General features: G+C 62.7%; 26 protein-coding genes. 13 read left to right on the top strand and 13 right to left on the bottom strand.

Features of this window, described 5'->3' with window-relative positions:
- The first annotated feature begins 146 nt into the window (after window positions 1-146).
- The 10 genes from AC1DUB_RS00680 (at window position 147) to AC1DUB_RS00725 (ending at window position 8,097) form a co-directional block, all read left to right on the top strand.
- The gene (locus tag AC1DUB_RS00680; protein WP_477727862.1) at window positions 147-773 is read left to right on the top strand and encodes a cation efflux transmembrane domain-containing protein; all 627 of its coding nucleotides are present in this window, start codon (window positions 147-149) and stop codon (window positions 771-773) included.
- Between the two features lie 110 nt (window positions 774-883).
- Window positions 884-1,330, top strand: coding sequence for a hypothetical protein (locus AC1DUB_RS00685; RefSeq protein WP_477727863.1), 447 nt, complete (start codon window positions 884-886; stop codon window positions 1,328-1,330).
- Between the two features lie 112 nt (window positions 1,331-1,442).
- On the top strand, window positions 1,443-1,775 hold the full coding sequence (locus tag AC1DUB_RS00690; RefSeq protein ID WP_477727864.1) for a hypothetical protein: 333 nt from the start codon (window positions 1,443-1,445) through the stop codon (window positions 1,773-1,775).
- Window positions 1,776-1,786: 11 nt separating this feature from the next.
- A complete protein-coding gene (locus tag AC1DUB_RS00695) occupies window positions 1,787-3,202 on the top strand; it encodes a TolC family protein (protein ID WP_477727865.1) in 1,416 nt (471 codons plus the stop codon).
- Between the two features lie 31 nt (window positions 3,203-3,233).
- Window positions 3,234-4,646, top strand: a complete 1,413-nt coding sequence (locus AC1DUB_RS00700; RefSeq protein WP_477719673.1) for a multicopper oxidase family protein — start codon at window positions 3,234-3,236, stop codon at window positions 4,644-4,646.
- Window positions 4,647-4,725: 79 nt separating this feature from the next.
- Window positions 4,726-5,250, top strand: a complete 525-nt coding sequence (locus AC1DUB_RS00705; RefSeq protein WP_477728078.1) for a cupredoxin domain-containing protein — start codon at window positions 4,726-4,728, stop codon at window positions 5,248-5,250.
- Complete coding sequence (locus tag AC1DUB_RS00710; RefSeq protein WP_477727866.1) at window positions 5,231-5,731, top strand: DUF411 domain-containing protein; 501 nt, start codon at window positions 5,231-5,233, stop codon at window positions 5,729-5,731. The genes AC1DUB_RS00705 and AC1DUB_RS00710 overlap by 20 nt, the downstream gene beginning before the upstream one ends.
- Before the next feature lie 11 nt (window positions 5,732-5,742).
- Complete coding sequence (locus AC1DUB_RS00715; protein WP_477719675.1) at window positions 5,743-6,039, top strand: copper-binding protein; 297 nt, start codon at window positions 5,743-5,745, stop codon at window positions 6,037-6,039.
- Window positions 6,040-6,174: 135 nt separating this feature from the next.
- The gene (locus AC1DUB_RS00720; RefSeq protein WP_477719676.1) at window positions 6,175-6,501 is read left to right on the top strand and encodes a copper-binding protein; all 327 of its coding nucleotides are present in this window, start codon (window positions 6,175-6,177) and stop codon (window positions 6,499-6,501) included.
- Window positions 6,502-6,693: 192 nt separating this feature from the next.
- On the top strand, window positions 6,694-8,097 hold the full coding sequence (locus AC1DUB_RS00725) for a TAXI family TRAP transporter solute-binding subunit (RefSeq protein WP_477727867.1): 1,404 nt from the start codon (window positions 6,694-6,696) through the stop codon (window positions 8,095-8,097).
- A 174-nt stretch (window positions 8,098-8,271) separates the two neighbouring features.
- Here the strand turns inward: AC1DUB_RS00725 and AC1DUB_RS00730 are convergent, their stop codons facing one another.
- The 3 genes from AC1DUB_RS00730 to ettA all read right to left on the bottom strand — a co-directional run bounded on the left by AC1DUB_RS00730 (window position 8,272) and on the right by ettA (window position 11,170).
- The gene (locus AC1DUB_RS00730; protein WP_477719678.1) at window positions 8,272-8,652 is read right to left on the bottom strand and encodes a hypothetical protein; all 381 of its coding nucleotides are present in this window, start codon (window positions 8,650-8,652) and stop codon (window positions 8,272-8,274) included.
- Window positions 8,653-8,827: 175 nt separating this feature from the next.
- Window positions 8,828-9,364 carry a DUF1415 domain-containing protein gene (locus AC1DUB_RS00735; RefSeq protein ID WP_477727868.1) on the bottom strand — a complete coding sequence of 179 codons (537 nt, stop codon included), beginning with the start codon at window positions 9,362-9,364 and terminating at the stop codon, window positions 8,828-8,830.
- A 144-nt stretch (window positions 9,365-9,508) separates the two neighbouring features.
- Window positions 9,509-11,170 carry an energy-dependent translational throttle protein EttA gene (ettA, locus tag AC1DUB_RS00740; protein WP_477719680.1) on the bottom strand — a complete coding sequence of 554 codons (1,662 nt, stop codon included), beginning with the start codon at window positions 11,168-11,170 and terminating at the stop codon, window positions 9,509-9,511.
- Between the two features lie 370 nt (window positions 11,171-11,540).
- Between ettA and AC1DUB_RS00745 the strand changes: the two genes are divergently transcribed.
- Both AC1DUB_RS00745 and AC1DUB_RS00750 read left to right on the top strand, forming a co-directional pair.
- Window positions 11,541-13,286 carry a DEAD/DEAH box helicase gene (locus AC1DUB_RS00745; RefSeq protein ID WP_477727869.1) on the top strand — a complete coding sequence of 582 codons (1,746 nt, stop codon included), beginning with the start codon at window positions 11,541-11,543 and terminating at the stop codon, window positions 13,284-13,286.
- On the top strand, window positions 13,228-13,857 hold the full coding sequence (locus tag AC1DUB_RS00750; protein ID WP_477728079.1) for an NAD(P)H-binding protein: 630 nt from the start codon (window positions 13,228-13,230) through the stop codon (window positions 13,855-13,857). The genes AC1DUB_RS00745 and AC1DUB_RS00750 overlap by 59 nt, the downstream gene beginning before the upstream one ends.
- Before the next feature lie 22 nt (window positions 13,858-13,879).
- On the opposite strand, the gene AC1DUB_RS00755 is transcribed toward AC1DUB_RS00750, so the two are convergent.
- From AC1DUB_RS00755 to AC1DUB_RS00800, 10 genes are all read right to left on the bottom strand, one after another.
- A complete protein-coding gene (locus AC1DUB_RS00755) occupies window positions 13,880-14,263 on the bottom strand; it encodes a cupin domain-containing protein (protein ID WP_477727870.1) in 384 nt (127 codons plus the stop codon).
- A gap of 55 nt (window positions 14,264-14,318) precedes the next feature.
- A complete protein-coding gene (locus AC1DUB_RS00760) occupies window positions 14,319-15,368 on the bottom strand; it encodes an L-idonate 5-dehydrogenase (RefSeq protein ID WP_477727871.1) in 1,050 nt (349 codons plus the stop codon).
- A gap of 67 nt (window positions 15,369-15,435) precedes the next feature.
- Window positions 15,436-16,230, bottom strand: coding sequence for an SDR family oxidoreductase (locus AC1DUB_RS00765; protein ID WP_477727872.1), 795 nt, complete (start codon window positions 16,228-16,230; stop codon window positions 15,436-15,438).
- A 12-nt stretch (window positions 16,231-16,242) separates the two neighbouring features.
- Complete coding sequence (locus AC1DUB_RS00770; RefSeq protein WP_477727873.1) at window positions 16,243-16,794, bottom strand: gluconokinase; 552 nt, start codon at window positions 16,792-16,794, stop codon at window positions 16,243-16,245.
- Window positions 16,787-17,857, bottom strand: a complete 1,071-nt coding sequence (locus AC1DUB_RS00775) for an ABC transporter ATP-binding protein (RefSeq protein WP_477727874.1) — start codon at window positions 17,855-17,857, stop codon at window positions 16,787-16,789. Before AC1DUB_RS00775 ends, AC1DUB_RS00770 begins: the two co-directional genes overlap by 8 nt.
- 18 nt (window positions 17,858-17,875) lie before the next feature.
- On the bottom strand, window positions 17,876-18,727 hold the full coding sequence (locus AC1DUB_RS00780) for a carbohydrate ABC transporter permease (protein ID WP_477720780.1): 852 nt from the start codon (window positions 18,725-18,727) through the stop codon (window positions 17,876-17,878).
- Window positions 18,728-18,881: 154 nt separating this feature from the next.
- Window positions 18,882-19,754: a carbohydrate ABC transporter permease gene (locus AC1DUB_RS00785; RefSeq protein WP_477720779.1), complete on the bottom strand. Its 873-nt coding sequence runs from the start codon at window positions 19,752-19,754 to the stop codon at window positions 18,882-18,884.
- A 74-nt stretch (window positions 19,755-19,828) separates the two neighbouring features.
- Window positions 19,829-21,205: an ABC transporter substrate-binding protein gene (locus AC1DUB_RS00790; RefSeq protein ID WP_477727875.1), complete on the bottom strand. Its 1,377-nt coding sequence runs from the start codon at window positions 21,203-21,205 to the stop codon at window positions 19,829-19,831.
- A gap of 43 nt (window positions 21,206-21,248) precedes the next feature.
- A complete protein-coding gene (locus tag AC1DUB_RS00795; RefSeq protein WP_477720777.1) occupies window positions 21,249-21,992 on the bottom strand; it encodes a FadR/GntR family transcriptional regulator in 744 nt (247 codons plus the stop codon).
- A gap of 72 nt (window positions 21,993-22,064) precedes the next feature.
- Window positions 22,065-23,012 (bottom strand): 2-hydroxyacid dehydrogenase, encoded by a 948-nt coding sequence (locus tag AC1DUB_RS00800; RefSeq protein ID WP_477727876.1) that lies wholly within the window; start codon window positions 23,010-23,012, stop codon window positions 22,065-22,067.
- 139 nt (window positions 23,013-23,151) lie between these two features.
- On the opposite strand from AC1DUB_RS00800, the gene AC1DUB_RS00805 reads away from it, so the two are divergent.
- Window positions 23,152-24,891 carry an IlvD/Edd family dehydratase gene (locus AC1DUB_RS00805; protein ID WP_477727877.1) on the top strand — a complete coding sequence of 580 codons (1,740 nt, stop codon included), beginning with the start codon at window positions 23,152-23,154 and terminating at the stop codon, window positions 24,889-24,891.
- The last annotated feature ends 291 nt before the right edge of the window (window positions 24,892-25,182 follow it).

Here is a 25,182-nt window from a genome sequence, read left to right on the forward strand (position 1 = left end):
TCATTGGACACAGCTTGCAACAACGCCGTCCACTGCGCAGCCGCTTGTCCCCGGTAACGGCCGGGCCATTCAAACGCGAGGCTTGACCTTGAAGTGGGTTCAGGGTTTCCAATCTTGCCATCAACCCTGAATCTGGAGAAGCCCCCATGTCGGCCCATTGCTGCCACGATGACCACAACGCCGTCAACAGGGCCCTCAGCCCGCGCTACAGAAAAATCCTCTGGATGGCACTCGCCATCAACCTGGCCATGTTCGGCGTGGAGGTAGGGGCGGGCCTGCGTTCCGGCTCGGTGTCGCTGCTGGCTGACGCAATTGATTTTTTTGGCGATGCGGCCAATTACGGCATCACACTGGCAGTGCTGTCCGCAGGCCTGCTCTGGCGCGCCCGCACCGCCCTGCTCAAGGGTGCCAGCATGCTGCTGTTTGGCGTGTTTGTGGTGGCCAGGGCGCTGTGGATGCTCACACAAGGCGGCACGCCCGAGGCGTTCACCATGGGCGCCATCGGCCTGCTTGCGCTGCTGGCCAACGGCGGCGTGGCCGCCATGCTGTACGCCTGGCGCGACGGCGACGCGAACATGCGCGGCGTCTGGCTCTGCACACGCAACGACGCCATCGGAAACATCGCGGTGATGCTGGCGGCGCTCGGCGTGTTCGGCACCGGCACGGCCTGGCCCGATCTGGCGGTGGCGACGGTGATGGCGGGCCTGGCCATCACCAGCGGCTGGGCGGTGCTGCGGCAGGGCCTTCATGAGTTCAAAACCGCGACATCCTGACGCCAGGTACCAATGTAAAGCTGCGTTCTGAAACTGCATATTGCCGCTGCGTACTCAGGCTGCATTTTGAATCGGCCGGAACTTTTCACCATATCCCCTATCATTCACCGATGCGTTTTTTGCTCCTTGCCCTGATGATCGCCCTGCTGCCACTGCGCGGATGGATGGGTGACGTGATGGCAACCGAAATGGCAGCCAGCCAGGGGCAGGCCCGTCAAATTGCCGCAAAAACCATGGCATCCCATGCCCACAGTGCGGGGGAAACCGATCATTTGCACCATAAAATGACCGCACCGGAGGCCACGCAACCAGACGCGCAACTGGACACGCCATCTGCCTCGCCATCGAACCCTGACTGCCTTGACCATGCCACTGATGCAGCATCTCACGGACAGTGCGGGTCCTGCCCGGCCTGCCAGGCCTGTCATACGGTGGCGCTGTCTTCCGCCGCACTGACGCTGCGACCGGTCTTTCATCCGTTCACCCTGCCCGCTTCAGCGGCAGCGCAATTTGCCAGTGCCGAAGCCGCACTGGGGCAAAAACCACCCATTTCCTGATCTTCAGGCCCGTAGTGGGCCTGTACCTGCAGCCGGCACGGTCTTCAGCATCCGTCCAGCCGGCCTAAGCGCGATGTCGCCGTCGCCTCAGCATGTCTTTCAGGAGATTTTTGTGAGCATTCGTTTCATTTCAAACCCCGCCCCAGGGCTGGTCGCACTGCCCGTGCTGGCGCTGGCCTTGTGGACCAGCGCCGCCCATGGACAGGCTGCCGCACCGGACACACCTGCAGCGGCCATGCCGGCGGGCACCACGCCAGCCGCCTTTCGCTCGGCGCTGGAGGGCTACCAGCCTTACACCGACGAAAAAACCGTCAACTGGAAAGAGGCCAACGACACCACCGGCCGGATCGGTGGCTGGCGTGAGTACGCCAAAGAGGCGAGGCAGCCGCAGACGCCAGATGCGGCAGCCAAGCCCGATCCCCGCGCAGTGCCAGCCAAACCGTGACAGGAAAAAGCATGAAAACGATTTTTCGATTGAGCGCCCTGGCCGCGGCAAGCCTGGTGCTGGCAGGCTGCGCCTCGGTCAACGTTGATCATGCCGTGCGTGACACCAATGACACGACCAACACCTTTACCCAAGGCAAGCTGGAGCTCAGTCGTACCGAGCAGCAGGGGAAAGCCAGAGCCAAGCTGAGCAGCGAGCTGCTGGCCAAGCCTTTAACGATGGACGAGGCTGTACAGCTCGCTTTGGCGAACAGCCCGGCCGTGCAGACCCTGTTGGCGCAAAGCTGGGCCGACATGGCTCAGGCCAACCAGGCCGGCCGCATTGCCAACCCCGTCTTCACGTTTGAGCGAATCCGCTTTGCTGACGAACTGGAACTGGGCCGGCTGCTGTCGTTTGGATTGCTGGATCTGCTGACCCTGCCCCGGCGCCAGGAGATTTCACGTGGCCAGGTCGCGCAGGCCAAGGTGCAGCTCAGCGCCAATGTGGTTGAGCAGGTGACCCAGGTACGCCAGACCTGGGTACGCGCCGTGGCCGCACAGCAGACCTTGCACTATGCAAACCAGGTCAACAACACCGCGCAGGTGAGCGCGGAACTGGCGCGGCGCATGCAGCAGGTGGGCAATTTCACCAAGCTGCAGCGGGCACGCCAGCAAAGCTTTTATGCCGATAGCGCGGCGCAGCTGGCATCCGCCCAGCATGCGGCTACGGCCGCCCGTGAAGAACTGACGCGCCAACTGGGTTTGACGGACGCGCAAGCCGCGCAACTCAAGCTGCCTGAGCGCCTGCCCGACTTGCCCAAAGAGCCGCGCCAAGCCGGTATGGTGAGCACCAACGCCACGCAGCAACGCCTGGACGTGCAGATGGCGCGCAACCAGCTCGAGATCGCCGGTAAATCACAAGGCTTGAACTTGATCGCCAGTCTGGTTGACGTGGAACTTGGCATACGCCGAGACACGGTGTTCGACAACGCGGCGGGTACCAGCACGCCGCGCAAGGGCTATGAGCTGGGCATTCGCCTGCCGATTTTTGACTGGGGCTCAGCCCAGCGTGACGCGATGAATGCGCAATCACTGGCCGCCGCCAACCGCTATGAAAGCACCGTGCGCAGCGCCTCGTCGCAGTTGCGCGAAAGCTACTCGGCCTACCGCACCGCCTACGACGTGGCCCGGCATTACCGCGACGAGATTGTGCCGCTGCGCAAGACCATGGCCGAAGAAAACGTGCTGCGCTACAACGGCATGCTGATCGGGGTGTTCGAGCTCCTGGCCGACACCCGCGAGCAGATCGCCAGCGTGACGGCGGCGATCAATGCTTACCAGCAGTTCTGGCTGGCCGATGCCGCGCTTGCCGCGTCCATGACCGGCAAGCCCACCACCTTGATGATGGCCGCACCCACTTCCGGCGGCGGCGAAACGGCCGGTCACTGATGGCCGCACAAACTGATGAATCGGAATTGACATGACAAACAGAAGAAATTTTCTGACAGGCGCTGGCGCACTGACTACGGCAGTCGCAGCCGCGGCAGTCAGCAGAGTTGCCATGGCGGCGCTGCCGGAGCCGGTCCTGCAGACAAAACCCGACACCATGCCGCCGCTGGTGCCCACTACCGGCCACCCCTACAACCCGGTCGTCACGCTCAATGGCTGGACGCTTCCCTGGCGCATGAACAACGGCGTCAAGGAGTTCCACCTGGTGGCCGAGCCGGTGGTGCGCGAAATGTCTCCGGGCTTCAAGGCCCATCTGTGGGGTTACAACGGCCAGTCGCCCGGCCCGACCATCGAGGTGGTGGAAGGCGACCGGGTGCGCATCTTTGTCACCAACAAACTGCCGGAGCACACCAGCGTGCACTGGCACGGGCAGCGCCTGCCCAACGGCATGGACGGCGTGTCGGGCCTGACCCAACCCGCCATTGCACCGGGCAAGACCTTTGTCTACGAATTCGTGGCCCGGCGCCCGGGCACCTTCATGTACCACCCGCATGCCGACGAGATGACGCAGATGGCCATGGGCATGATGGGCTTCTGGATCACCCACCCGAAGGCGAAGCACCCGCTGATTGACGAGGTGGACCGTGACTTTGTGTTCCTGCTCAACGCCTACGACATCGACCCGGGCGCCTACACACCCAAAATCATGACCATGCTCGACTTCAACCTGTGGAGCTGGAACAGCCGGGTCTTTCCGGGCATTGACCCGCTGGTGGTGCGCAAGAATGACAAGGTGCGCATCCGCATGGGCAACCTGACCATGACCAACCATCCCATCCATCTGCACGGGCATGAATTTGTCGTGACCGGCACCGATGGCGGCCCCACACCGAAAGCGGCGCGCTGGCATGAGGTGACGACCGACGTGGCCGTGGGCCAGATGCGGCAGATCGAGTTCCTGGCCGACGAGGAAGGGGACTGGGCCTTTCATTGCCACAAGAGCCACCACACCATGAATGCGATGGGCCACGACGTGCCCACGATGATTGGCGTGGACCACCGCCAGGTCGCACGGGACATCACCAACGTGATTCCCGACTACATGGTGATGGGCGAACGCGGCATGGCCGACATGGCCGAGATGGAAATGCCCCTGCCCGACAACACCGCGCCCATGATGACAGGCACGGGACCTTTCGGCTCTGTCGAGATGGGCGGCATGTTTTCAGTGCTGAAAGTGCGCAAGGACCAGAAGCCCGGTGACTACAAGGACCCAGGCTGGCACAAGCACCCGGCCGGTGAAGTCGCCTATGAATGGACGGGCTCTCTGCCTAACCCCGCACGTTTTGCCGCAGAGGGAGGAAAATCAATGCCCGTTCAGAACATGCCGATGAAAGAAGTCGAAGTCCAGGTCCGCAAGCCCATGGGCGCCATGAAACACTGACATACCAGACACTGACAAACCAGGCATCGATATGAAGCACGCATACATTTTTTTACCAATATCGTTGAAAAGGCATTCCATGAAATTACGTAACACCCTGCTCGCGCTGCCTTGCGCGTTGCTGTCCCTGTCGGCGCTGGCGGCGGGCAACCACAGCGGTTCCCACGCGGTCGACGCGATCGGCAAGCCTGGCGTCGCATCTCGGGTGACACGCACGGTGGTCGTCGACATGACGGATGACATGCGCTTTCACACCTCGAAAATTCCCGTCACGCAGGGCGAGACGATCCGCTTCGTCGCCAGGAACCTTGGCAAGGTCAAGCACGAAATGGTGCTGGGCTCGGAAAAAGACCTGAAGGAGCACTACGAAGTGATGAAAAAAAACCCGGAGATGGAGCACGAAGACGCCAACATGGTGACGGTCGCGCCAGGCAAAAGCGGCGAGATCATCTGGCAATTCACCCGGGCGGGCAAGGTCGACTTCGCCTGCCTGCAGCCCGGGCACTATGAGGCCGGCATGAAGGGGCTGGTGAATGTAGCCAACAGCAAGGTACTGATTAAAGAAAATGGTAAAGGAGATGGCCATGCAGACCATAAACATTGAGAACGTTTCCCGCCGGGCGGCGCTCCGGCTGCCGCTGGCTGCACTTGCGGCTGCGCTGCTCACGCAACCCCTGCACGCGCTGGCACGCAGCGGCCCGCCCCAGATCACGGTCTGGAAAGACCCGGACTGCGGCTGCTGCCAGGACTGGGTCAAGCACCTGGAAGCCGGTGGCTTTCAGGTGCAGGTGAACAGCGGCGGTAATACCGCAGCCAGAACCCGGCTCGGCGTGCCTGAAAAGCTGGGCTCCTGCCATACCGCGCTGGTGGGCGGCTATGCCATCGAGGGCCATGTGCCCGCCCGGGAAATCCACCGTCTGCTGAAAGAGCGCCCATCGGTCATCGGCCTGGCCGTGCCCGGCATGCCGGTCGGCTCGCCGGGCATGGACGCACCGGTTTATGGCGGGCGCAAGGACCCGTATGACGTGCTCCTCATCAACCGCAATGGCAGCAGCCGTGTTTATCAAAGTTACCACCGCACCTGAAGGATCATTCGATGCAAAGCTTTAAACCCCTGATCACCGTTCTTCTGGCTGCTTGCGCCCTGAGCGCCTTTGCACAGGCCCCCTCATCGACGACCGAGGCCGAGGTCCGCAGGGTCGACAAGGATGCCGGCAAGATCACGCTCAAGCATGGCGAGATCAAAAACCTCGAGATGCCCGGCATGACCATGGTGTTTCAGGTCCAGGACCGCGCCCTGCTGGAGCAGGTAAAGGCTGGCGACAAGGTCAGCTTCACCGCGGACAAGATCAACGGGGCGTATACCGTGTTGTCCATTCAGGCCCTCAAGTAAGCGGTCTATTTATCTATCCATTGATCATTGCTCCTGCGGTTCAATCTCTCCGAATTGGAAATTGAACCTCCCGCAGCCCGGCGGACGTGTTGAAAAAGGGCAACCGATGCACTGCCCCATCTTCTGGAGACTGGAATGAGGAAACTTCTATTTTCGCGGCCCACACTGGTGCTGGCGGCGCTGTTCGCGGCGGTCACCCTGGCACCGGCGCACGCCGGCCCGCCACCGGCTACCCAGACAGAAGTGGTCAGCGCCCGGGTCGTCCAGGTCGACGCTGACCGCGGCATCGTGACGCTTCGGCACGAGCGCATCAAGAGCATCGACATGGGCGCCATGACCATGCCTTTCAAGGTGAAAGATCCGGCCATGCTGAAGCCGCTCAAAGCCGGCGACAAGATTCGCTTTTCAGTGGAGCTGCAAGATGACGAGCCGGTCATCACCCGGATCCGGGCGACGAAATGAAGAAGGGCATCCATGCGCTAGCGCGCCCTGCCCCGTCGACCCTGCGCTGAGGCGCGTCTGCCTGCGAATCCGCGCAAGTTCCGTCCGCGTTTACCTGGCCAGCCTGGCGGTCTGCGCAGTGGGCGGCTGGTTTGCCTTTGTGCAGCCTCTGCTGCAGGCGTTTTGAACGCCCTCCATGCTATGGTTCGCAACATGCCTAAAACCATACGCTACACGCTGCTATCGCTGCGCGATCTGGCCGTCTCCGCCGGCCCTTTCATTTTGCTGGCCGTCTCGCTGCTGGTGCTGGCCTACTGGTGGCTGGATCCGAATCCGCCCAAGCGGGTGGTTCTGGCCACAGGCCCTGCACAGAGCGCCTATGAAGAGTTTGGCAAGCGCTACGCACGCATTCTTGCGAAGGATGGCATCGAGGTCGTGTTGCTGCCCTCCGAAGGATCGGCCGCCAATTTGCAGCTGCTGCGCGAGGGCAAGGCCGACCTGGGATTCGTGCAGGGTGGCACGGGCGAAGCGGGCGTGGACAACGATGAAAAGCTGGAATCGCTGGGCAGCCTGTTCCTGGAACCGGTATGGCTGTTTTACCGGGAGGCCGCTGCACGCAAAGTCACGTCAGAGGCCAACGTGCGCAGCGAAGGGCCGCCCCGAGCAAGCACAGCCCCCCCGGGGGGCAGCGCAGCACGCGAAGCGGCAAGCGTGGGGGCCACACTCAGCGCCTTGACGCAACTGCAAGGCCTGCGCGTCAACGTCGGCACCCTTGGCAGCGGTGTGCCTAACCTGATGAGCAAGCTGCTCGAAAGCAACCGCATTGACGGCAGCGCGCTGAAAATTTCCCGACTCGAACAAACCCCCGCCACCGTCGCCTTTCTCGGCGGCGAGCTCGACGCCATTGTGTTCGCGTCGGCCCCCGAGTCGCTCATGGTGCAGATGCTGCTGCAAACGCCCGGCGTCAAGCTCATGGACTTTGCGCAGAGTGAAGCCTACTCGCGACGCTTTGAGTTCCTGAGTCCTGCGGTGCTGCCGCGCGGCGTGGTGGATCTGGCCGCCAATATTCCACCGCAGGATGTCCGCCTGGTCGCGCCCACCACCACCTTGCTCACGCGGGCCGGCACGCATCCGGCGCTGCTGCAGCTGTTTGCGCTGGCCGGCAACGAGATCCATGGCAGTGCCGGCTGGTTCAAGCGGGCGCGCGAATACCCGAATGTGAAGAACAACGAATTGCCGGTGGCCAAAGAGGCCGAGCGCAGCATTCAGGCCGGTGCGCCGCTGCTGCAGCGCTACCTGCCCTTCTGGGTGGCCAACCTGGTCGAACGCATGTGGCTGGTCATGGGCATCATCATCGCGGTGCTGCTGCCGCTGTCGCGCATCGTGCCGCCGCTCTATGAGTTTCGGGTGCGTTCGCGCATTTTCAGATGGTATGGCCAGCTGCGAAACATCGAGAGCCGGGCCGGGCAGGCAGAGGCTACGGGCCCGCTGATTGACGAGCTCAACCAGATGGAAAGCCGCGCCGAAAAAATTGTCGTCCCGCTGTCCTACACCGACGAGCTCTATGCGCTGCGCAACAACATTCAGCTGGTGCGCCAGAAGCTGCAACAGCGGTAGCGCCACTGGCGACAGTAGCGGCCCGTCAAGCATCGCCCACCCCAGTGACCCCGGTGGCTGTACAGGAAAGCTTGCCCGACGGCGCTCCGGTAAACACGTGTGGAGCGCCGGCGGTCAAGCCGTTTTTCCTGGCTGTTCCGGCTTCAGGGCCTGCCAGCCTCCTCTCCTGATGATTCAGGGGAAAGTGAAGTTGGTAGTGATCGTGGCGCCGGACGTCAACACGGGGAGCATGGCCGTCTTGTCCGAAAATCCGGTCAGGCTTGCCCGCAGCGTGTATTTGCCGGCAGCGCCCGCATCGGCCACAAATACCAGCGGGCCGGGTACTGCCACGTAGGGCGCCACTTGCGGCGCGTCGACGGGCAGCAGGTAGGAATAGTTGCCCAGGCCATCCACAAAACGCCCCGCCACTTCCACCGTGGTGCCGCCCGTCAGGATCTGTTGCGCACGCACCAGGGTGTCCAGCGGTGCAGTGCCGTTCACGGTACCGGTGGCGGAAACCGGTGGGTTGAGCGCGGTGCCGGCGGTATTGAGGGCCGTCACCGTGTCTGTCACCACAGGCACGCTGGTGACGACGGCCGTGGCGCGGCCCGATCCTGTGAGTACCAGCGTATAGCTGCCCGGGGCAACCGGTTGACCCCGACCTCAGGAAGTATCCTGTTCAGAAGGCAGAGGCTGTCGACAGATCAACCCGTCAGCGCAGGTGGTCGACTGATTTCCCTGACAGCCTGCCTTACAAATCCAGGGCCTTCCACCCGTCCAGCCCCAGCTTTTCCAGCGTCGCGATGTTCTGTTCAAAAATCGCATCAGCCTCGGGAAAGGCCGCCACCGCACGCGCCACACTCTCCTCGCGCAGCAGGTGCAGGATGGCGAACGGCGCGCGGTTGGTGTAGTTGCTGATGTCGTCGGGTTCGGTACCGTCAAACTGGAACTGCGGATGAAAGCTGGCCAGCTGGACCACGCCGTCAAGGCCGTGCTCGTCCACCACGCCTTCGGCGATTTCCAGGAAATCGTTGAAGTCCAGGAAGTCTTCGAACAGCGTGGGGTGAATCAGCAGCGTGGTATCGACCTCTTCGGCCGGCGTGGCCACCAGCAGGTCCAGCTCGCGGTCCAGCTCTTCGAGCAGGTCGTCCGCATGCCGGGCATGGCTCACCACCAGGCGCACCCGGTTCTTCACGTACACCGCCTTGGCAAACGGGCACAGGTTAAGCCCGATCACGGCTTTTTCGAGCCAGTGACGGGTTTGAGTCAGGACTTCGTCGTCGGTCATACCTATCTCCAGGGAGCTACACGCAGTGAGCGATCGTGGGGATTCTTCACCCCAGCAGGGGCCGCGGAACCGGCTTAGCCGGGCCGCAGGCGCAGCGGCCCCCCCGGGGGGCAGCGCATTACACGAAGTGAAAAGCGTGGGGGCTCAATGCAATGCCTTAAAGCGCACGCGCTTGGGCTTGGCACCCTCTTCACCCAGGCGTTTTTTCTTGTCGGCTTCGTATTCCTGGTAGTTGCCGTTGAAGAAGGTCCACTGGCTGTCGCCTTCGGCGGCCAGGATGTGCGTGGCAATGCGGTCGAGGAACCAGCGGTCGTGGCTGATGACCATGACGGAGCCGGCGAATTCGAGCAGTGCGTCTTCGAGCGCGCGCAGGGTTTCCACGTCGAGGTCATTGGACGGTTCGTCAAGCATCAACACGTTGCCGCCGGCGATCAGTGTCTTGGCCAGGTGCAGGCGCCCGCGCTCACCGCCCGACAGCATGCCGACGCGTTTTTGCTGGTCGGCGCCGTTGAAGTTGAAGCGTCCCGCATACGCGCGGCTGGGCATGGTGAATTTGCCGACGGTGAGCAGGTCAAGGCCGCCCGAGATATCTTCCCAGACGGTTTTTTCGTTGGCCAGGTCATCACGGTGCTGGTCCACAAAAGCCATGCGCGCTGTCTTGCCGATCGCCACTTCGCCGCTGTCCGGCTGCTCTTTGCCGGCAATCAGCTTGAACAACGTGGACTTGCCCGCACCGTTGGGGCCGATGATGCCGACGATGGCGCCGGCCGGCACCTTGAAGCTCAGGTTGTCGATCAACAGGCGGTCGCCGAAGGACTTGCTGACGCCCTTGAACTCAATGACCTCATTGCCCAGACGCTCGGCCACCGGGATGAAAATCTCGTTGGTCTCCACGCGTTTCTGGTATTCAAAATCAGACAGCTCTTCAAAACGTGCCAGACGCGACTTGCTCTTGGCCTGGCGCGCTTTCGGGTTCTGGCGTGACCACTCCAGTTCCTTTTTCAGCGCCTTGGCGCGGGCCTCTTCACCCTTTTGCTCCTGGGCCAGCCGTTCACCTTTCTGGTCGAGCCAGCTGCTGTAGTTGCCTTTCCAGGGAATGCCGTGGCCGCGGTCCAGTTCCAGAATCCATTCGGCCGCGTTGTCCAGGAAGTAACGATCATGGGTGATGGCCACCACGGTGCCCGAATAGCGCTGCAGAAACTGCTCCAGCCAGTCCACCGATTCGGCGTCCAGGTGGTTGGTCGGCTCGTCCAGCAGCAGCATGTCGGGCTTGGACAGCAGCAGGCTGCACAAGGCCACGCGGCGTTTTTCACCACCCGACAGAACACTGATCTGGGCGTCCCAGGGCGGCAGGCGCAGCGCGTCGGCGGCAATCTCGAGCTGGTGCTCGGAATCTGTACCCGAGGTGGCGATGATGGCTTCCAGGCGAGCCTGCTCGGCGGCCAGGGCATCAAAGTCGGCATCGGGCTCGCCGTAGGCCGTGTACACCGCTTCGAGCTGGGCCTTGGCGGCAAATACCGCACCCATGCCGGCCTCGACACTCTCGCGCACCGTGTGCCCGGGGTCGAGCTTGGGCTCCTGCGGCAGATAGCCAATGTTCAGCCCCGGCATCGGGGTGGCTTCGCCTTCGATCTCGGTGTCCAGGCCGGCCATGATCTTGAGCAGCGTGGACTTGCCGGAGCCGTTGGTGCCCAGCACGCCAATCTTGGCGCCTGGGAAAAAGCTGAGCGACACCTCTTTGAGAATTTGGCGCTTGGGCGGCACGATTTTGCCGACCTTGTTCATGGTAAATACGTACTGGGCCATCAGGATCAACTTTGGTAAAAATGAAAAACAATGCAAAAAAACGGGCTGCACGCGGCCTGTAACCGCTATTTTTACAGGCTTTTTGCAGGGTCATCTGCAGGCTAAAACCACGCGCTGCGCCTCTGGGGCAACGCCTTTTGGCAAGGCGTGTTTTTTGCGTGAACCCTCCGATTATCGTTCCGTGCGACAATACGCGGGTTGCTGGCTCCAGTTGCCTGCAACATTTGGGCACATCCCGGGTATTACTTTCAGTACTTACTTACGATGTTTTTTGGCCCGATTTTCTGATCCCATCTGCCTTTGACTGGCGGGTTGCTTTCAAACAAGGCGCCCAACAGGCCGATCTATAGCACCCCAGCGGTGCAACACCATGACATTTGAAGAATTGAAATTGGCCCCGGCCATTCTTAAAGCCGTGCTTGAGCAAGGTTATGACACCCCCACGCCCATCCAGGCCCAGGCGATTCCCGCCGTGCTGGCCGGCGGCGACCTGCTCGGCGGCGCCCAGACGGGTACCGGCAAGACTGCCGCGTTCACCCTGCCCTTGCTGCAGCGCCTGTCTACCGAACCCCGGTTGACCAACCGGCGCGGCGTCAACGCCGTGCGCGCCCTCATCATGACGCCGACCCGCGAGCTGGCCGCGCAGGTCGAAGAAAGCGTACGCACCTACGGCAAGTATCTGGAACTCACCTCCATGGTGATGTTCGGCGGTGTCGGCATGGGGGCCCAAATCGACAAACTGCGCCGCGGCGTGGACATCCTGGTGGCCACCCCCGGCCGCCTGCTCGACCATGCAAGCCAGGGCACGCTGGACCTGAGCCAGGTACAGATCCTGGTGCTCGACGAAGCCGACCGCATGCTCGACATGGGCTTCATCCACGACATCAAGAAGGTGCTGGCGCTGGTGCCCAAGCACAAGCAGTCGCTGCTGTTCAGCGCCACCTTCAGCGACGAGATCCGCGAACTGGCCAATGGCCTGCTGCGTGACCCCCTGCACATTCAGGTGACGCCGCGCAACACCACCGTGCAGCGCATCACGCAGACAATCCATCCGGTGAGCCGCAGCAAAAAGAAGGCGCTGCTGACCCACATCATCAACGAGCACAACTGGAGCCAGGTGCTGGTGTTCACCCGCACCAAGTTTGGCGCCAACAATGTGGCCGAGCACCTGACCAAAAACGGCATCGAAGCCATGGCCCTGCACGGCAACAAGAGCCAGACCGCCCGCACCCAGGCGCTGCAGGGTTTCAAGGACGGCACGATTCGCGCGCTGGTCGCCACGGACATCGCAGCCCGCGGCATTGACATCGACGAGCTGCCGCACGTGGTGAACTACGAGATCCCCAACGTCAGTGAAGACTATGTGCACCGCATCGGCCGCACCGGCCGCGCCGGCAATAGCGGCGAGGCGGTGAGCCTGGTGTGTCTGGACGAAGAAGGCTTCATGCAGGACATTGAGCGCTTTACCAAGCAGAACATTGAAAAAGTGCTGGTGCCAGGTTTTGAAGCCGAGCCCGGCGAAAGAGCCGAGCCGCTGGCCATGGGTCGCCAGACCATCTGGGGCGGCCTCGGCAAGCCCCCGAGCCGCGAAGTGATGCAGGCTGCCGCCAAGGCAGCACGCAGCGAAATGATGCAGCGCATTCGTGACACCAAAGGCTCCCAGCCTGCGCGTGGCGCGAATGGCGGTGGTAACGGCAGCGGTAATGGCGGCGGCAACGGCCGCGGACGCGGCCCCGCCGGTGGCGGCAATGGCAGTGGCAATGGCAGTGGGCGCGGCCCGCGCACCCCCAACCCAGGCCAGCCTCGCCAGAATTCGGGTTATTCGCAAGGCGGTCAGCCTGCCCAGCCAAGGCATGCGCAGGCGCGGCAACGCGACGAGCAGCCCCGTGCGCCGAGGAATGACTCACGCAGCGAGCCACGCAATGACTTTGACAACCATCAGCCCGCAAGCCACGCCTCTTCCGGATTCCCATCATCCGGCCAACCCACTGGCAACCGCAACAACTTCCGGGGCAACCGCTCCGGCGGTGGCGGTGGCGGCGGCTCGGGTGGCACTGGTGGCCGGGGCAACGGGCCTCGTCGGCCAGGCGGTCCTGGCTCGTTTACTAGCCGATAAGGCTTACTCGGCGGTCTACGCGGTAGGCCGTCGCGCACCAGCCCGGCAACACGCCCGGCTGGTGGTGCAGGTGACGGATTCGTTCCACGGACTTACCGCACCGGCGGTCGATGACGTCTTCATCGCGCTGGGCACCACGATCAAGGTGGCGGGCAGCCGCGAGGCTTTTCGCCGCGTTGATTTTGATGCGGTGGTGGCAGTGGCACGCGCTGCTCGCGCCGCCGGCGCCACTCGCCTGGGTGTCGTCAGCGCCATGGGTGCTGATAGCCAGTCGCCGGTTTTCTACAACCGCGTCAAAGGCGAAATGGAAGATGCCGTTAAGGGCCTGGGGTTTGAGACCGTGGTGATCGCGCGTCCCTCCCTGCTCGCAGGCGACCGCGCCTCGCTGAGGCAGGCGCAACGCACCGGTGAAAAATGGGCGCTGGCCGCCGCGGCCTTGTTCAAACCGCTGATCCCGAACAATTACCGGGCTATCCCGGCTGCTGATGTGGCCACCGCCCTGATCACCGCTGTGCAGGCTGGCCAGCCCGGACGCCGCATACTGCTTTCAGGCGAGATGCAGCCTCGCTAAATTTTCCGGGCTTCTTGCGTCCTCAGCCCTGCACGAACAGGGTCACCAGCGGATCCGGCCCCACCTGGCGGCTCCAGTGGCCATGCACTGCCGCGTCAAAGGTGGCGCCCGGCGGAAGCACGTCGGCCGAATAAAAATGCTCACCGGGTTTGAACACCCGCGACACCCCGCCCTGCAGACCAATCTCCATCTGGCCACCCAGAATGACGACCCACTGCGGCGTCCCCGTGCAATGAAACTGGCTGCGAAACCCGACCGGGCTGTGGCGTAGCTGGTAGCCTGTGGATGGAAGCACCGGCGACAGCAGGGCTTGCGGCGAGCCCTCCGTCAATGCGATCGCTTCCTCGCGGAATTTCGCGCGGCCATCGGTGTCGGTGTAAAGGGTGACTTTGGTGAAGGTGGTCAATGAAATCTCCGGTGTCGTCTTGGGGTAGCCATCAGGGTCGGGGCTGCGCGCATTGTCATGCCGCCGCAGGCGCATTGAAATCGATGAGCACTTTCAGCGCCCGGCCCTTGTCGCCCGCCAGCTTGAAGGCGTCCGCCGCCTGATCGAACTTCAGGGTGTGCGTGATCACCGGCCGGCCGTCGATGAGGCGCTGGTTGAGAAAGCGCACCGCGACCGCAAACTCCTGATGAAAACGGAAGGTGCCGCGCACATCCAGTTCCTTGGCTACCAGCAGGTTCATCGGCATGCTGATATCGCCGCCCAGGCCCACGATCACAACCACGCCGCGCGGCGCCATCACGTCCAGCCCGCCGCGCAAGGCCTTGTCGCTGCCGGAAGCTTCGAACATCACCTCGATCATGCCCTTGTTGAGCGCGTAGGGTGCCAGGCCGCCAGGCTGGCGGGCGAGGTTGATGGTTTCATCCGCGCCCAGCGTTGCGGCGCAGGCCAGGGGCACGTCGGCAATGTCGGCTGCAATGATGTGCGCCGCGCCGGCACGCCGCAGGCCGGCGATCAACAGCAAGCCGATCGGACCGCAGCCCGTGACCAGCACACGCTTGCCGAACACCGAGCCGGCGCGCGCGATGGCATGCAGGCCGACCGACAGGGGCTCGGCCAGCGCCGCTTCGGCCAGCGGCAGGTCGTCGGCGACCAGGTGGGCCTGGCTGGCATCGATCACCAGGTGCTCGCGGAACGCACCCTGCACGTGGGGAAAGCGCATGGCACTGCCGTAAAAGCGCATTTCCATGCAGTGGTTCTGCAGACCCAGGTTGCAATAGTGGCAGGTGCCGCAGGGCCGCGAGGGTGACACCGCAATGCGCTGGCCAACCCGGAATTGTGTGACGGCGCTGCCCACCGACTCGATCACCCCCGACACCTCGTGCCCCAGCACCATGGGCTCTTTGATGCGCACCGTGCCAAAGCCGCCGTGCTGGAAGTAGTGCAGGTCCGAGCCGCAGATGCCGCCATAGGCAATGCGCACGCCGAGCTCGGTCGGGCCCGGCTGGTCGGACACGAACGTGTCAAAGCGCAGATCCAGCGGAGCGTGGCAAACAAGTGCGCGCATGAATTTCTCCTCAAATAGCAAAGTCGGTCAAAAAGTCAAAGAGTCAAAAAATTAAAAAGTTAAAGACTCAGAGGGTGGCGGTCACGCCGCCGTCGACGTACAGGATGTGGCCGTTGACGAAGCTCGATGCATCGCTGGCCAGGAACACCGCCGCGCCGCCCAGGTCTTCAACGTTGCCCCAGCGCCGGCTGGGCGTGCGTCCGATCAACCAGGCGTTGAACTGCTCGTCGGCCACCAGCTTCTCGTTGAGTTCTGTCCTGAAATAGCCGGGCCCGAGGCCGTTGACATTGATGCCAAGCGGACCCCAGTCAATCGCCATGCCTTTGGTCAGCATCTTGACCGCCCCCTTGCTCGCCGTATAGGGTGCGATGTTGGGCCGGCCCAGCTCGCTTTGCACCGAGCAGACGTTGATGATCCTGCCGCGACGGCGCTCTATCATTTTGCGTGCCACCGCCCGGCCCATGAAGAACACGCTGTCGACGTTGGTGCGCATCAGCTCATGCCACTGCTCGGTGGAAAATTCGTGCAGGGCCATGCGGCGCTGCATGCCCGCGTTGTTCACGAGAATCTCGATGGCGCCGAGGGTGCTCTCGATATCCTGCACCGCGGCCTCTACGGCCTCGGCCTGCGTGACATCAAACATCCGCGTGTGGACCTGCAGCCCTTCGCTGCGCAGCACGCCTGCAGCCTGTTCCAGCCTGCCGGCGTCCCGGCCATTGAGAACCAGCGTGGCGCCGGCCTGCCCAAGCGCGCGCGCCAGCGCAAAACCGATGCCGGCGGAAGATCCGGTGATCAGCGCGAGCCGGCCGTCCAGCCGGAAGGGATTCGAAGTACCCATGGAAGTGCTCGTGGGAGTGCTCATGAAAATGCTCATTCAGTGCGGTGAGGAAACCGTCATCGCCACGGCAGCGGCAATGACATCGGGGGGGGTTGTGATGTTGAAGGCCAGTGCGTTCTCGCTGGCGTCGGGCGCCTCGAGTGTCGCCAACTGGCTGTCCAGCAAGGTGGCCGGCATGTAGTGTCCAGCGCGCTGCGCCATTCGTTCGGCCAGCAGGGCCCGTTCGCCATGTAGGTACACAAAACGCACGGCGGGCGAGCCCTGGCGCAGCACATCGCGGTAAGAGCGTTTCAGGGCTGAACAGGAAAGCACCAGGCCACGCCCCGCGAGGCGCGCCTCGCGGATACGGCTGGCCAGCACCCCGAGCCAGCCCTCGCGGTCGGCATCGGTCAACGGTACGCCGGCGGCCATGCGCGCCACGTTCTCGGCCGAGTGGAGTTCATCGCCCTCGATAAACTCCAGTTCGAGGCGGGCGGCGAGCTGGAATGCAACAGTGCTCTTGCCGCAGCCGCTGACGCCCATCACGACAAAAATATCGGGCTCCATCACATGCGAAACGAAAGTGCGCTCTCCGCTTTCTTCAGTCAACCCGGTTGCCGCTGGCAGCATCGAACACATGGGCCTTGTTGGGCGCGATCTCCAGCATGACAAGCTCGTCCGGCTGGACATTGGTTCGCCCATGCATCACGACGATCAGCTGTTCATCGCCCACTTGCAGCAGCAGCTCGGTCTCCGCGCCGGTTGGCTCCACCACGATGACCTTGGCCGCGATGCCCTCGCCCGTGGTTGAAATCTTCAGGTCGCCCGGCCGGATGCCATAGTGCACCGCCTGCCCGTCGCGGCCCTGCTGGAGCGTGCCTACCGGCCAGCGGCTGCCCTGGGCCTCGACCCAGCCGCCGCCCTCGCCCTGACGCAATACACCGTTGAGCACGTTCATCGCCGGCGAGCCGATGAACTGCGCTACAAACAGGTTGGTGGGCCGGTCGAACAGTTCCAGCGGCGTGCCGATCTGCTCGATGATGCCGTCATGCATGACCACGATGCGGTCGGCCATGGTCATGGCTTCGATCTGGTCGTGCGTGACGTAGACCGTCGTGGTCTTGAGCCGCTGGTGCAGCGCCTTGATTTCAGCGCGCATGGCCACGCGCAGCTTGGCATCCAGGTTGGAMAGCGGCTCGTCAAACAGGAAAACCTTGGGGTCGCGCACGATGGCCCGGCCCATCGCGACCCGCTGGCGCTGACCACCCGAGAGTTCACGGGGAAAGCGATCCAGCAAGGGGTCAAGGTTCAGGATGCGCGCCGCATCGCCAACGCGCTTGTTCGTCAGGTCGGCTTCCGCCTTGCGCAGCTTCAGGCTGAAAGCCATGTTGTCGCGCACCGTCATGTGCGGATACAGCGCGTAGCTCTGGAACACCATCGCAATGTCGCGGTCCTTGGAGTCGAGGTCGTTGACCATCTTGCCGTCGATGGCAATCTTGCCACCGCTGATTTCCTCCAGCCCGGCCAGCATGCGCAGCAAGGTCGACTTGCCGCAGCCCGAGGGGCCCACCAGCACGACGAACTCGCCATCGGCAATGTCGAAGCTGATGCCGTGGATGATCTTGACCTTGCCGAAATTCTTTTCAATTTTCTGGAACGATACGGATGCCATGTGGCTGCCCTTTCTTGCTCAGCTCTTGACAGCGCCGGCCGTGAGGCCCGACACCATGTAGCGCTTGAATGTGTAATAGATTGCCGCCGGCGGCAGCGCGTAGATCAGGCCTGTCGTCATCAGCAGTTCCCACGGCGAATCGTCGGCCGACAGGAAGTTGCCGAGCGCCACGGCCAGGGTGACACTGGTGTCGTTGGACAGCAGCAGGAACGCATACAGGTACTCGTTCCACGCCAGCAGCAACGCGTACGTACCCACGGCAACGAGCGATGGCACCATCAGCGGCAGGTAGACCAGGCGGAAAAGCTGCAGCGCCGTGGCGCCGTCCATCTTGGCCGCCTCGTCGAGTTCGTACGGCAGCTTGTCGGAGGCCTGCTTGAGCACCCAGATGCAATACGGCGAGGCGATCGTCACCATCGCCAGGATCAGCGCCCACTGGCTGTTGAGCAAGCCGTAGTTGCCCATGGTCTTGTACATGGGCACGGCCAGGAACGCCGCCGGAATGAAGTAGGTGAACAAGGCCATGTTCATGACCGTGCGGCCGCCGGGAACCCTGAGCCGGCTGATCGCAAACGCTGCCGCCGTAGACACGGCCAGCGTCAGGAAACCGACCGACAGCGCAATCACCAGCGAGTTGCCCATCTGCACCCAGAAGTGGTCGAGGTAGAAGTGCTTCTGGTGAAAAACAAAAGAGAAGTTGTCCAGCGTCGGGTTCTTCGGCCAAAGTCGGCCCGAGGTCGCCTGGTCGCGCGGCGAGATGGCGAACAGCACCATGTGGTAGATCGGCGTGATGGTCCACAGGAGCAAGGGAATGCCGACCAGCAGCAACCGGGCTTCGTTGGCGACCGCCTTGAGGGTGATGCGTTTCATTTGGAGCTCCGATGAGCCGCATCCAGGAGAGCGAATACGCCCTCGGAGGCAGCGTAGTAAGCGCGACGGTTGACATTTTTCCGCAGGGCCGCCCCAAGGAAAAAACGGCCCCCTCGGGGGGCAGCGCAGTACGCGCAGCGACAAGCGTGGGGGTTCATTTCGAGAGCCGTTTCATCATGAAATAGACCAGCGGCAGCACCAGCGGCAGCGCCACGACGATGGAAGCCAGCGACAGGTCGACCTGGTCCAGCCGCAGGTAGCGGATGCCCAGCGTGGCCAGAACGTGCGTCAGGTCAGCCGGCCCGCCGCCCGTGAGCAGGTACACACTGTTGAAATCGCCCAGCGTCCAGATCATCGACAAAATGGTGGACGTCAGGTACAGCGAACGCATGGACGGCCAGGTGATGAAGCGGAACTTCTGCCAGCGCGAAGCGCCATCCACCGACGCCGCCTCATATTGTTCGGCCGGAATCGCCATGCGGCCGGCCAGCAGGATCAGGGTCCAGAAGGGCAGCGATTTCCAGATGTGGGCCAGCATGGAAAACGACAGCGCCAGCGTCGGATCATTGAGCCAGTTCGGGCCGTCGATGCCGGTCAGCTTGAAGATCAGGGTGTTGATCACGCCCCACTCGGGATTGAGCATGAAGCGCATCGACAGGATGGTCGGAATCGAGGGTACGGCCCAGGGCAGGATGAACACCAGCGACAGCCACTTGACCCACCAGCGCGTGTTCAGGAAGAACCCCGAGAGAAACAGCGCGACGATCATCTTCAGGTTGACCGAGACGACGATGAACACGACGCTGTTGACCACCGTGCGGAAAAAAATCGGATCGGCAAAAAGCCGTACATAGGTTTGCGGTTCCCGCGCCAGCCACAAACCGTAGCCTACCGGGTAAATCACAAACACCAGAAAAATCAGCAGGTACGGAATGACCAGGATCATTCCCCACCGTTCCCACGACGTCATGCCCTTGCTGGCAGACCCCGCTGACGGGCTCACCTGGTCTACAGTGATAGTGCTCATGGCATCGCTCCTCGCGCAACCGCTCCCACAAGGGGAACGGTTGCGCGACTTTCTTTAATGGACAGACTTGGCTCTTAGTTCGCGACGGTCTTGATGCGGGCGATCATTTCGTCGACCGCCTTGTCAACCGGCACTTTCTCGTTGAGAACCCGGTTCGCCGCCTTGGCCCAGACGTTCTCGTTGTTAAGAACGGTGAACTTGTAGTTCTTGGTGAACTCGAAATTCACCGTGCCGGCCGTGAACTGGTTGTACACGGCGGTGCGGTGCGGATCGGCTTTCCAGAACGGACGCTGCTGCGCCGCCTTCATCACCGGGAACCAGCGGCCCAGGGAGCCTTCGACGTACGGCGTGAGGTTTTCCTCCTGCAGCAGGAAGGCCACAAACTCCTTGGCGCGGGCCTTGTTCTTGGCCTGGTTGAACACCACACCGGTCTTGATCGCGGCACGATAGACCATCTTGCTGCCGTCAGGCTTGTTCGGGAAGCCGGCGGTGCGGATGCGCTCGGTGTAGTTCTTCTTGGCAACTTCGCGGTCCTCGGGCTTGAGTGCCGCGTTATTCATGTCATCAAGCCACTTCGCGGCGATGGAGATCGTGGCGTTGTGGGTCAGGATGGTGGTCTTGTTGTGGAACGCGACGTTGTTGTCCGGGTCTTTCCAGCTGGTGGAAGACGGTGGGGTGCAACCCTTGGTATACGGCTGGGTATAGTCGGTCAGCGCCGCGATCAGCCCGGCGCGCACCTTGGGATCATCGACCAGCAGCTTGCCGCTGTCACTGACCAGGCTCACGTTATGGGCATCCATGAACGTCAGGAAGGAGTAGAACGAGTCGCTGGAGTCCACACCCAGTGGCTGGCCAATGCCAAAGGTACGGTTGCCGGTTTTCTGACGGTACGCCGGCTGCACCTTGTCGCACCAGAAAGACCAGTAGTCCTTCCAGGCTGTCGGGATGTCCGACTCCTTGAAGCCAGCCTCGGCCAGCATGTCGGCCCAGTACTGGATGTGCATGGTCTGCTGCTTGATCGGGAAGGCGTAATAGGCCCGCGTCTTGGCAACGTCGTTGTACAGGAAGGCGGTTTCGACCGTGTTGGGCGCAAAGCGCGCACGGATCGGGCTGATCACGCTGCTGATGTCTTCAAGCTTGCCGTCAAAGGCCCACTTGCCCGTGACCTGGAAATCGTAGACGTCGGCATACGCCACGTCGGGCGGGTTGCCGGAGTCGAGCGCCGCCACGGTCTTCGGAATCATGTCCTGGATCGGGTATTGCGAGAGCTCGACCTTGACACCCTTGTGCTTGTCTTCATACTTCTTGATGGCCGCAAACAAGGCATCATCCTCGGCCTTGTAGAAGCCTTTGACCCACCAGATGGTGAGTTTCTCCTGGGCTGCTGCATGGCCGCCGGCTAAAAGCGCCGTGGTCATGAACGCCGCTGTGGCAAGTAGTTTGAACTTCATCGACAGTCTCCTTCTTTGGTTGGTGAGGAAAGGCTTGCGGGAATCAGGCCGCCTTCAGCGGCAAAGCGGGTCGGTGGACGCGGGGCAGGCGGCGGCGCGAACCAAGCACCTGCTCGATGTCCTTGTGCGCCCCTTCGATCAACACCAGCACGGCGCGCTCGGCCTTGGCCGGATCGCGCGCCACCACGGCATCGAGCACAGCACGGTGCAAGGGCAGCGAGCTGCGCGGACCGTCCTTTTTGCTCGTGGAAATTTCGAAACTGGTGCGCAGCAGCGCGCCCAGCGCCTTGCTCATCTGCACCAGCATGCGGTTGTGCGAGGCACGCAACAGCCCCTGGTGAAAACGCAGGTCGCTGGTCACATAGTCGCCGCCACCCATCACGGCGCGGTGCATGCCGGCATAGGCCTCTTCGATTTCAGCAATGTCGGCATCGGTAGCACGGGTCGCCGCCAGCTTCACGGCCGCCGGCTCCACCACCAGGCGCAGGTCCTGCAGGTCGCGGATGAACTCGGGTGACAGGCCGGCGCGCGACTGCCACGCAATCACGTCAGGGTCGAACCAGTTCCATTGGTCGGACGGCAGCACATGCGTGCCGACTTTGGGGCCGGTATGGATCAGACCCTTGGCAACCAGCGACTTGACGGACTCGCGCACCACCGTGCGGCTGACACCCAGCTGCTCGCACAGCACCGGCTCGGGCGGGATCGACTGGCCGACCGCATAGCGGCCCGCGACAATGGCTTCGCCTAGCAGGTCTACCGTGTTGCCGTGGACGTTTTTGATCATGTGCTGGAAGTGAATTTCGTTGCTATCATATGATGATTAGAAGCCTGAAAACCTATGGAAAACCCGAGGCTTTTACTGGCATTCGGGTACTGGCGTGAGCAGGGGTTCACCGGCAAAATGGGCGCGCAGATTGGCCGCGGCCAGATCGGCCATGGCGCCGCGTGTCTGCCGCGTGGCGCTGCCAATGTGCGGCGCCAGCACCACGTTGTCCATGGCCCACAGCGCGGGCGGCACGTTCGGCTCGTTTTCGAATACATCCAGGCCGGCACCGGCGATCACGCCCTGCTGCAGCGCTTCCACCAGCGCCGCTTCATCGACCACCGAGCCGCGCGCCACATTGATCAGGTAGCCCTGCGGGCCCAGCGCCTTGAGTACATCGGCATTGATCAATTTGCGGGTGCCGGCGCCGCCGGGCGTGATCAGCACCAAAAAATCAACCTCGGCCGCCAGCGCCTGCGCTCTCGGGTAATAGGCATAGGCCAGTTCCGCCTTGCGGCTGCGGGCGGTGTAGGCCACCGACATGCCGAAAGCCTCTGCGCGGGTGGCGATGGCCTGCCCAATGCGGCCCAGACCCACGATGCCCAGCCGCGCCCCAGATACCTTGCGCGCCAGCGGCATCGGTCCCTCCGGCCAGCGGCCGCTGCGCACATACTGGTCGGCTTGCGGTATGCGGCGCGCCACGCTCAGCATCAAGCCGATCGCCAGATCGGCCACGTCGTCATTCAGCACGCCGGGCGTGTGCGTCACCTGGATGTTGCGCTCCAGCGCCGCTGCGACATCCACGCCGTCGTAACCCACGCCCATGATGGAAATCATTTCCAGCGCAGGCAACTGCGCCATCAGCGAACGCGGCACCCTGGACTCGCCGCTGCCGACGATGGCGCGGATACGTCCGGCGGCAGCGGCAAACGCCGCCACGTCGGTTTGATGGATTTGTTCATGCACGACAAAGACCTCGCGCAGGGGCTCGATCAGGTAAGGCGGCAGCTTGGCGACGGCCAGGATTTCGGGTTTGGGCAAGGGAATCTCCTCAGTTCAACAAGCTTGACGAATTGCCATAATGGGGCATTAGGTCTTATCATCATACGATTGAGTCCCGATTGACATCCATGCAAACCCTGAATCCTTTACGGAAACTTTTACGGAAACGCAGCACATCATGAGTAACCAGACACCCAAAAAGAAACCCGAAGAATTACGCAGCCAGCAATGGTTTGGGCGGCAGGACCGCGACGGCTTTGCCTACCGCAGCTGGGTCAAGGGCAAGGGCGTGCCACATGACCAGTTCGACGGCCGCCCCGTCATCGGCATCTGCAACACCTTCAGCGAACTCACCCCCTGCAACAGCCACTTCCGCACGATTGCGGAGCAGGTCAAGATCGGCGTGTACGAGGCCGGCGGTTTTCCGCTGGAGTTTCCGGTGATGTCGCTGGGCGAGACCCTGCTGCGCCCGACCGCCATGCTCTACCGCAACCTGGCCAGCATGGACGTGGAAGAAAGCATTCGCGGCAACCCGATTGACGGCGTGGTGCTGCTGATGGGCTGCGACAAGACCACCCCCGCCCTGGTCATGGGCGCCTCCAGCGTCGACCTGCCCACGGTCGGTGTCAGCGGCGGCCCCATGCTCAGCGGCAAGTGGCGCGGCCAGGAGCTCGGCTCCGGCACCGGGGTATGGAGCATGAGCGAGCAGGTACGCGCCGGCACACTCAAGCTGCAGGATTTCTTTGAGGCCGAGAGCTGCATGCACCGCAGCCATGGCCACTGCATGACCATGGGCACGGCCTCCACCATGGCCAGCATGGTCGAAGCGCTGGGCATAGGCCTGCCCGGCAACGCCGCCTACCCCGCGGTGGACGGCCGGCGCAACGTGCTGGCCCGCATGGCCGGTCGGCGGGCGGTCGAGATGGTGCACGAAGACCTCACGCTCTCCAAGATCCTGACACGCGAAGCGTTTGAAAACGCTATCAAGACGCTGGCGGCCATTGGCGGCTCCACCAACGCCGTGATTCACCTGATTGCCATTGCCGGGCGCATTGGCGTGAAGCTGACGGTCGACGACTTTGACCGGCTGGCCAGCGAACTGCCCTGTCTCGTCAACCTGCAGCCCTCCGGCAAATACCTGATGGAAGATTTCTGTTACGCCGGTGGCCTGCCGGTGGTGATGAAGGAAATTGCGCAGCACCTGCACACCGATGTCATCACGGCCAACGGCAAAACCATTGGCGAGAACATCGCCGACGCCGAGAACTACAACACTGACGTGATCATGCCGCTGAGCACGCCATTCAAGGACAAGGCGGGCATTGCCGTGCTGCGCGGCAACCTCTCGCCGCGCGGCGCCGTCATCAAGCCCAGCGCCGCCACGCCCGAACTGATGGTGCATAAGGGCCGTGCGGTGGTGTTTGAAACCATTGAAGACTTTCACGCACGCATTGATGACGAGGACCTCGACATCGACGAGAACTGCGTGATGGTGCTGAAAAATTGCGGCCCCAAGGGTTACCCCGGGATGGCCGAGGTAGGCAACATGCCGCTGCCGCCCAAAGTGCTGCGCAAGGGCATCACCGACATGGTGCGCATCAGCGATGCCCGGATGAGCGGCACCGCTTACGGTACCGTCGTGCTGCACACGGCGCCCGAAGCGGCGGCGGGCGGCCCGCTGGCGCTGGTCCAGAACGGCGACATCATTGAACTCGACGTACCCAACCGCCGACTGCACCTGCACGTGAGCGACGAAGAACTCGCCAAACGCATGGCCGACTGGAAGGCACCGGCGCCGCCGCTGACGTCCGGCTACTGGAAACTTTACATTGACCATGTGCTGCAGGCCGACGAGGGCGTGGACCTGGACTTCCTGGTGGGCAAGCGCGGCGCTTTTGTCCCGAGGGATAATCACTGACTTTTCCCGCGAGGCAATCACTGCATTGCCTTGCGCCGCAAGCACCGGTCGGCGCCGCGCTGGCAGTTACCATGGGTGCAGCTGGCGCGTCCCGGCCCCCATCACAAGCCTGAAGGACGCCCCGGCCGCTGTCTTTTTCAGGAAGTTCAATGCAAGCCAGGAAATTTAATGGTGTCGCACATGGCGACACCATCACCCAATTCAACCCGATCCATACGGGAAGCATCAAAAACCGGTGCGGCCTGATCGGCGCCGCATCGCCGTCGCTCCCCCCGCGCGCGAGGACCTTGC

Source organism: Polaromonas sp. P4_F9, assembly GCF_056401235.1.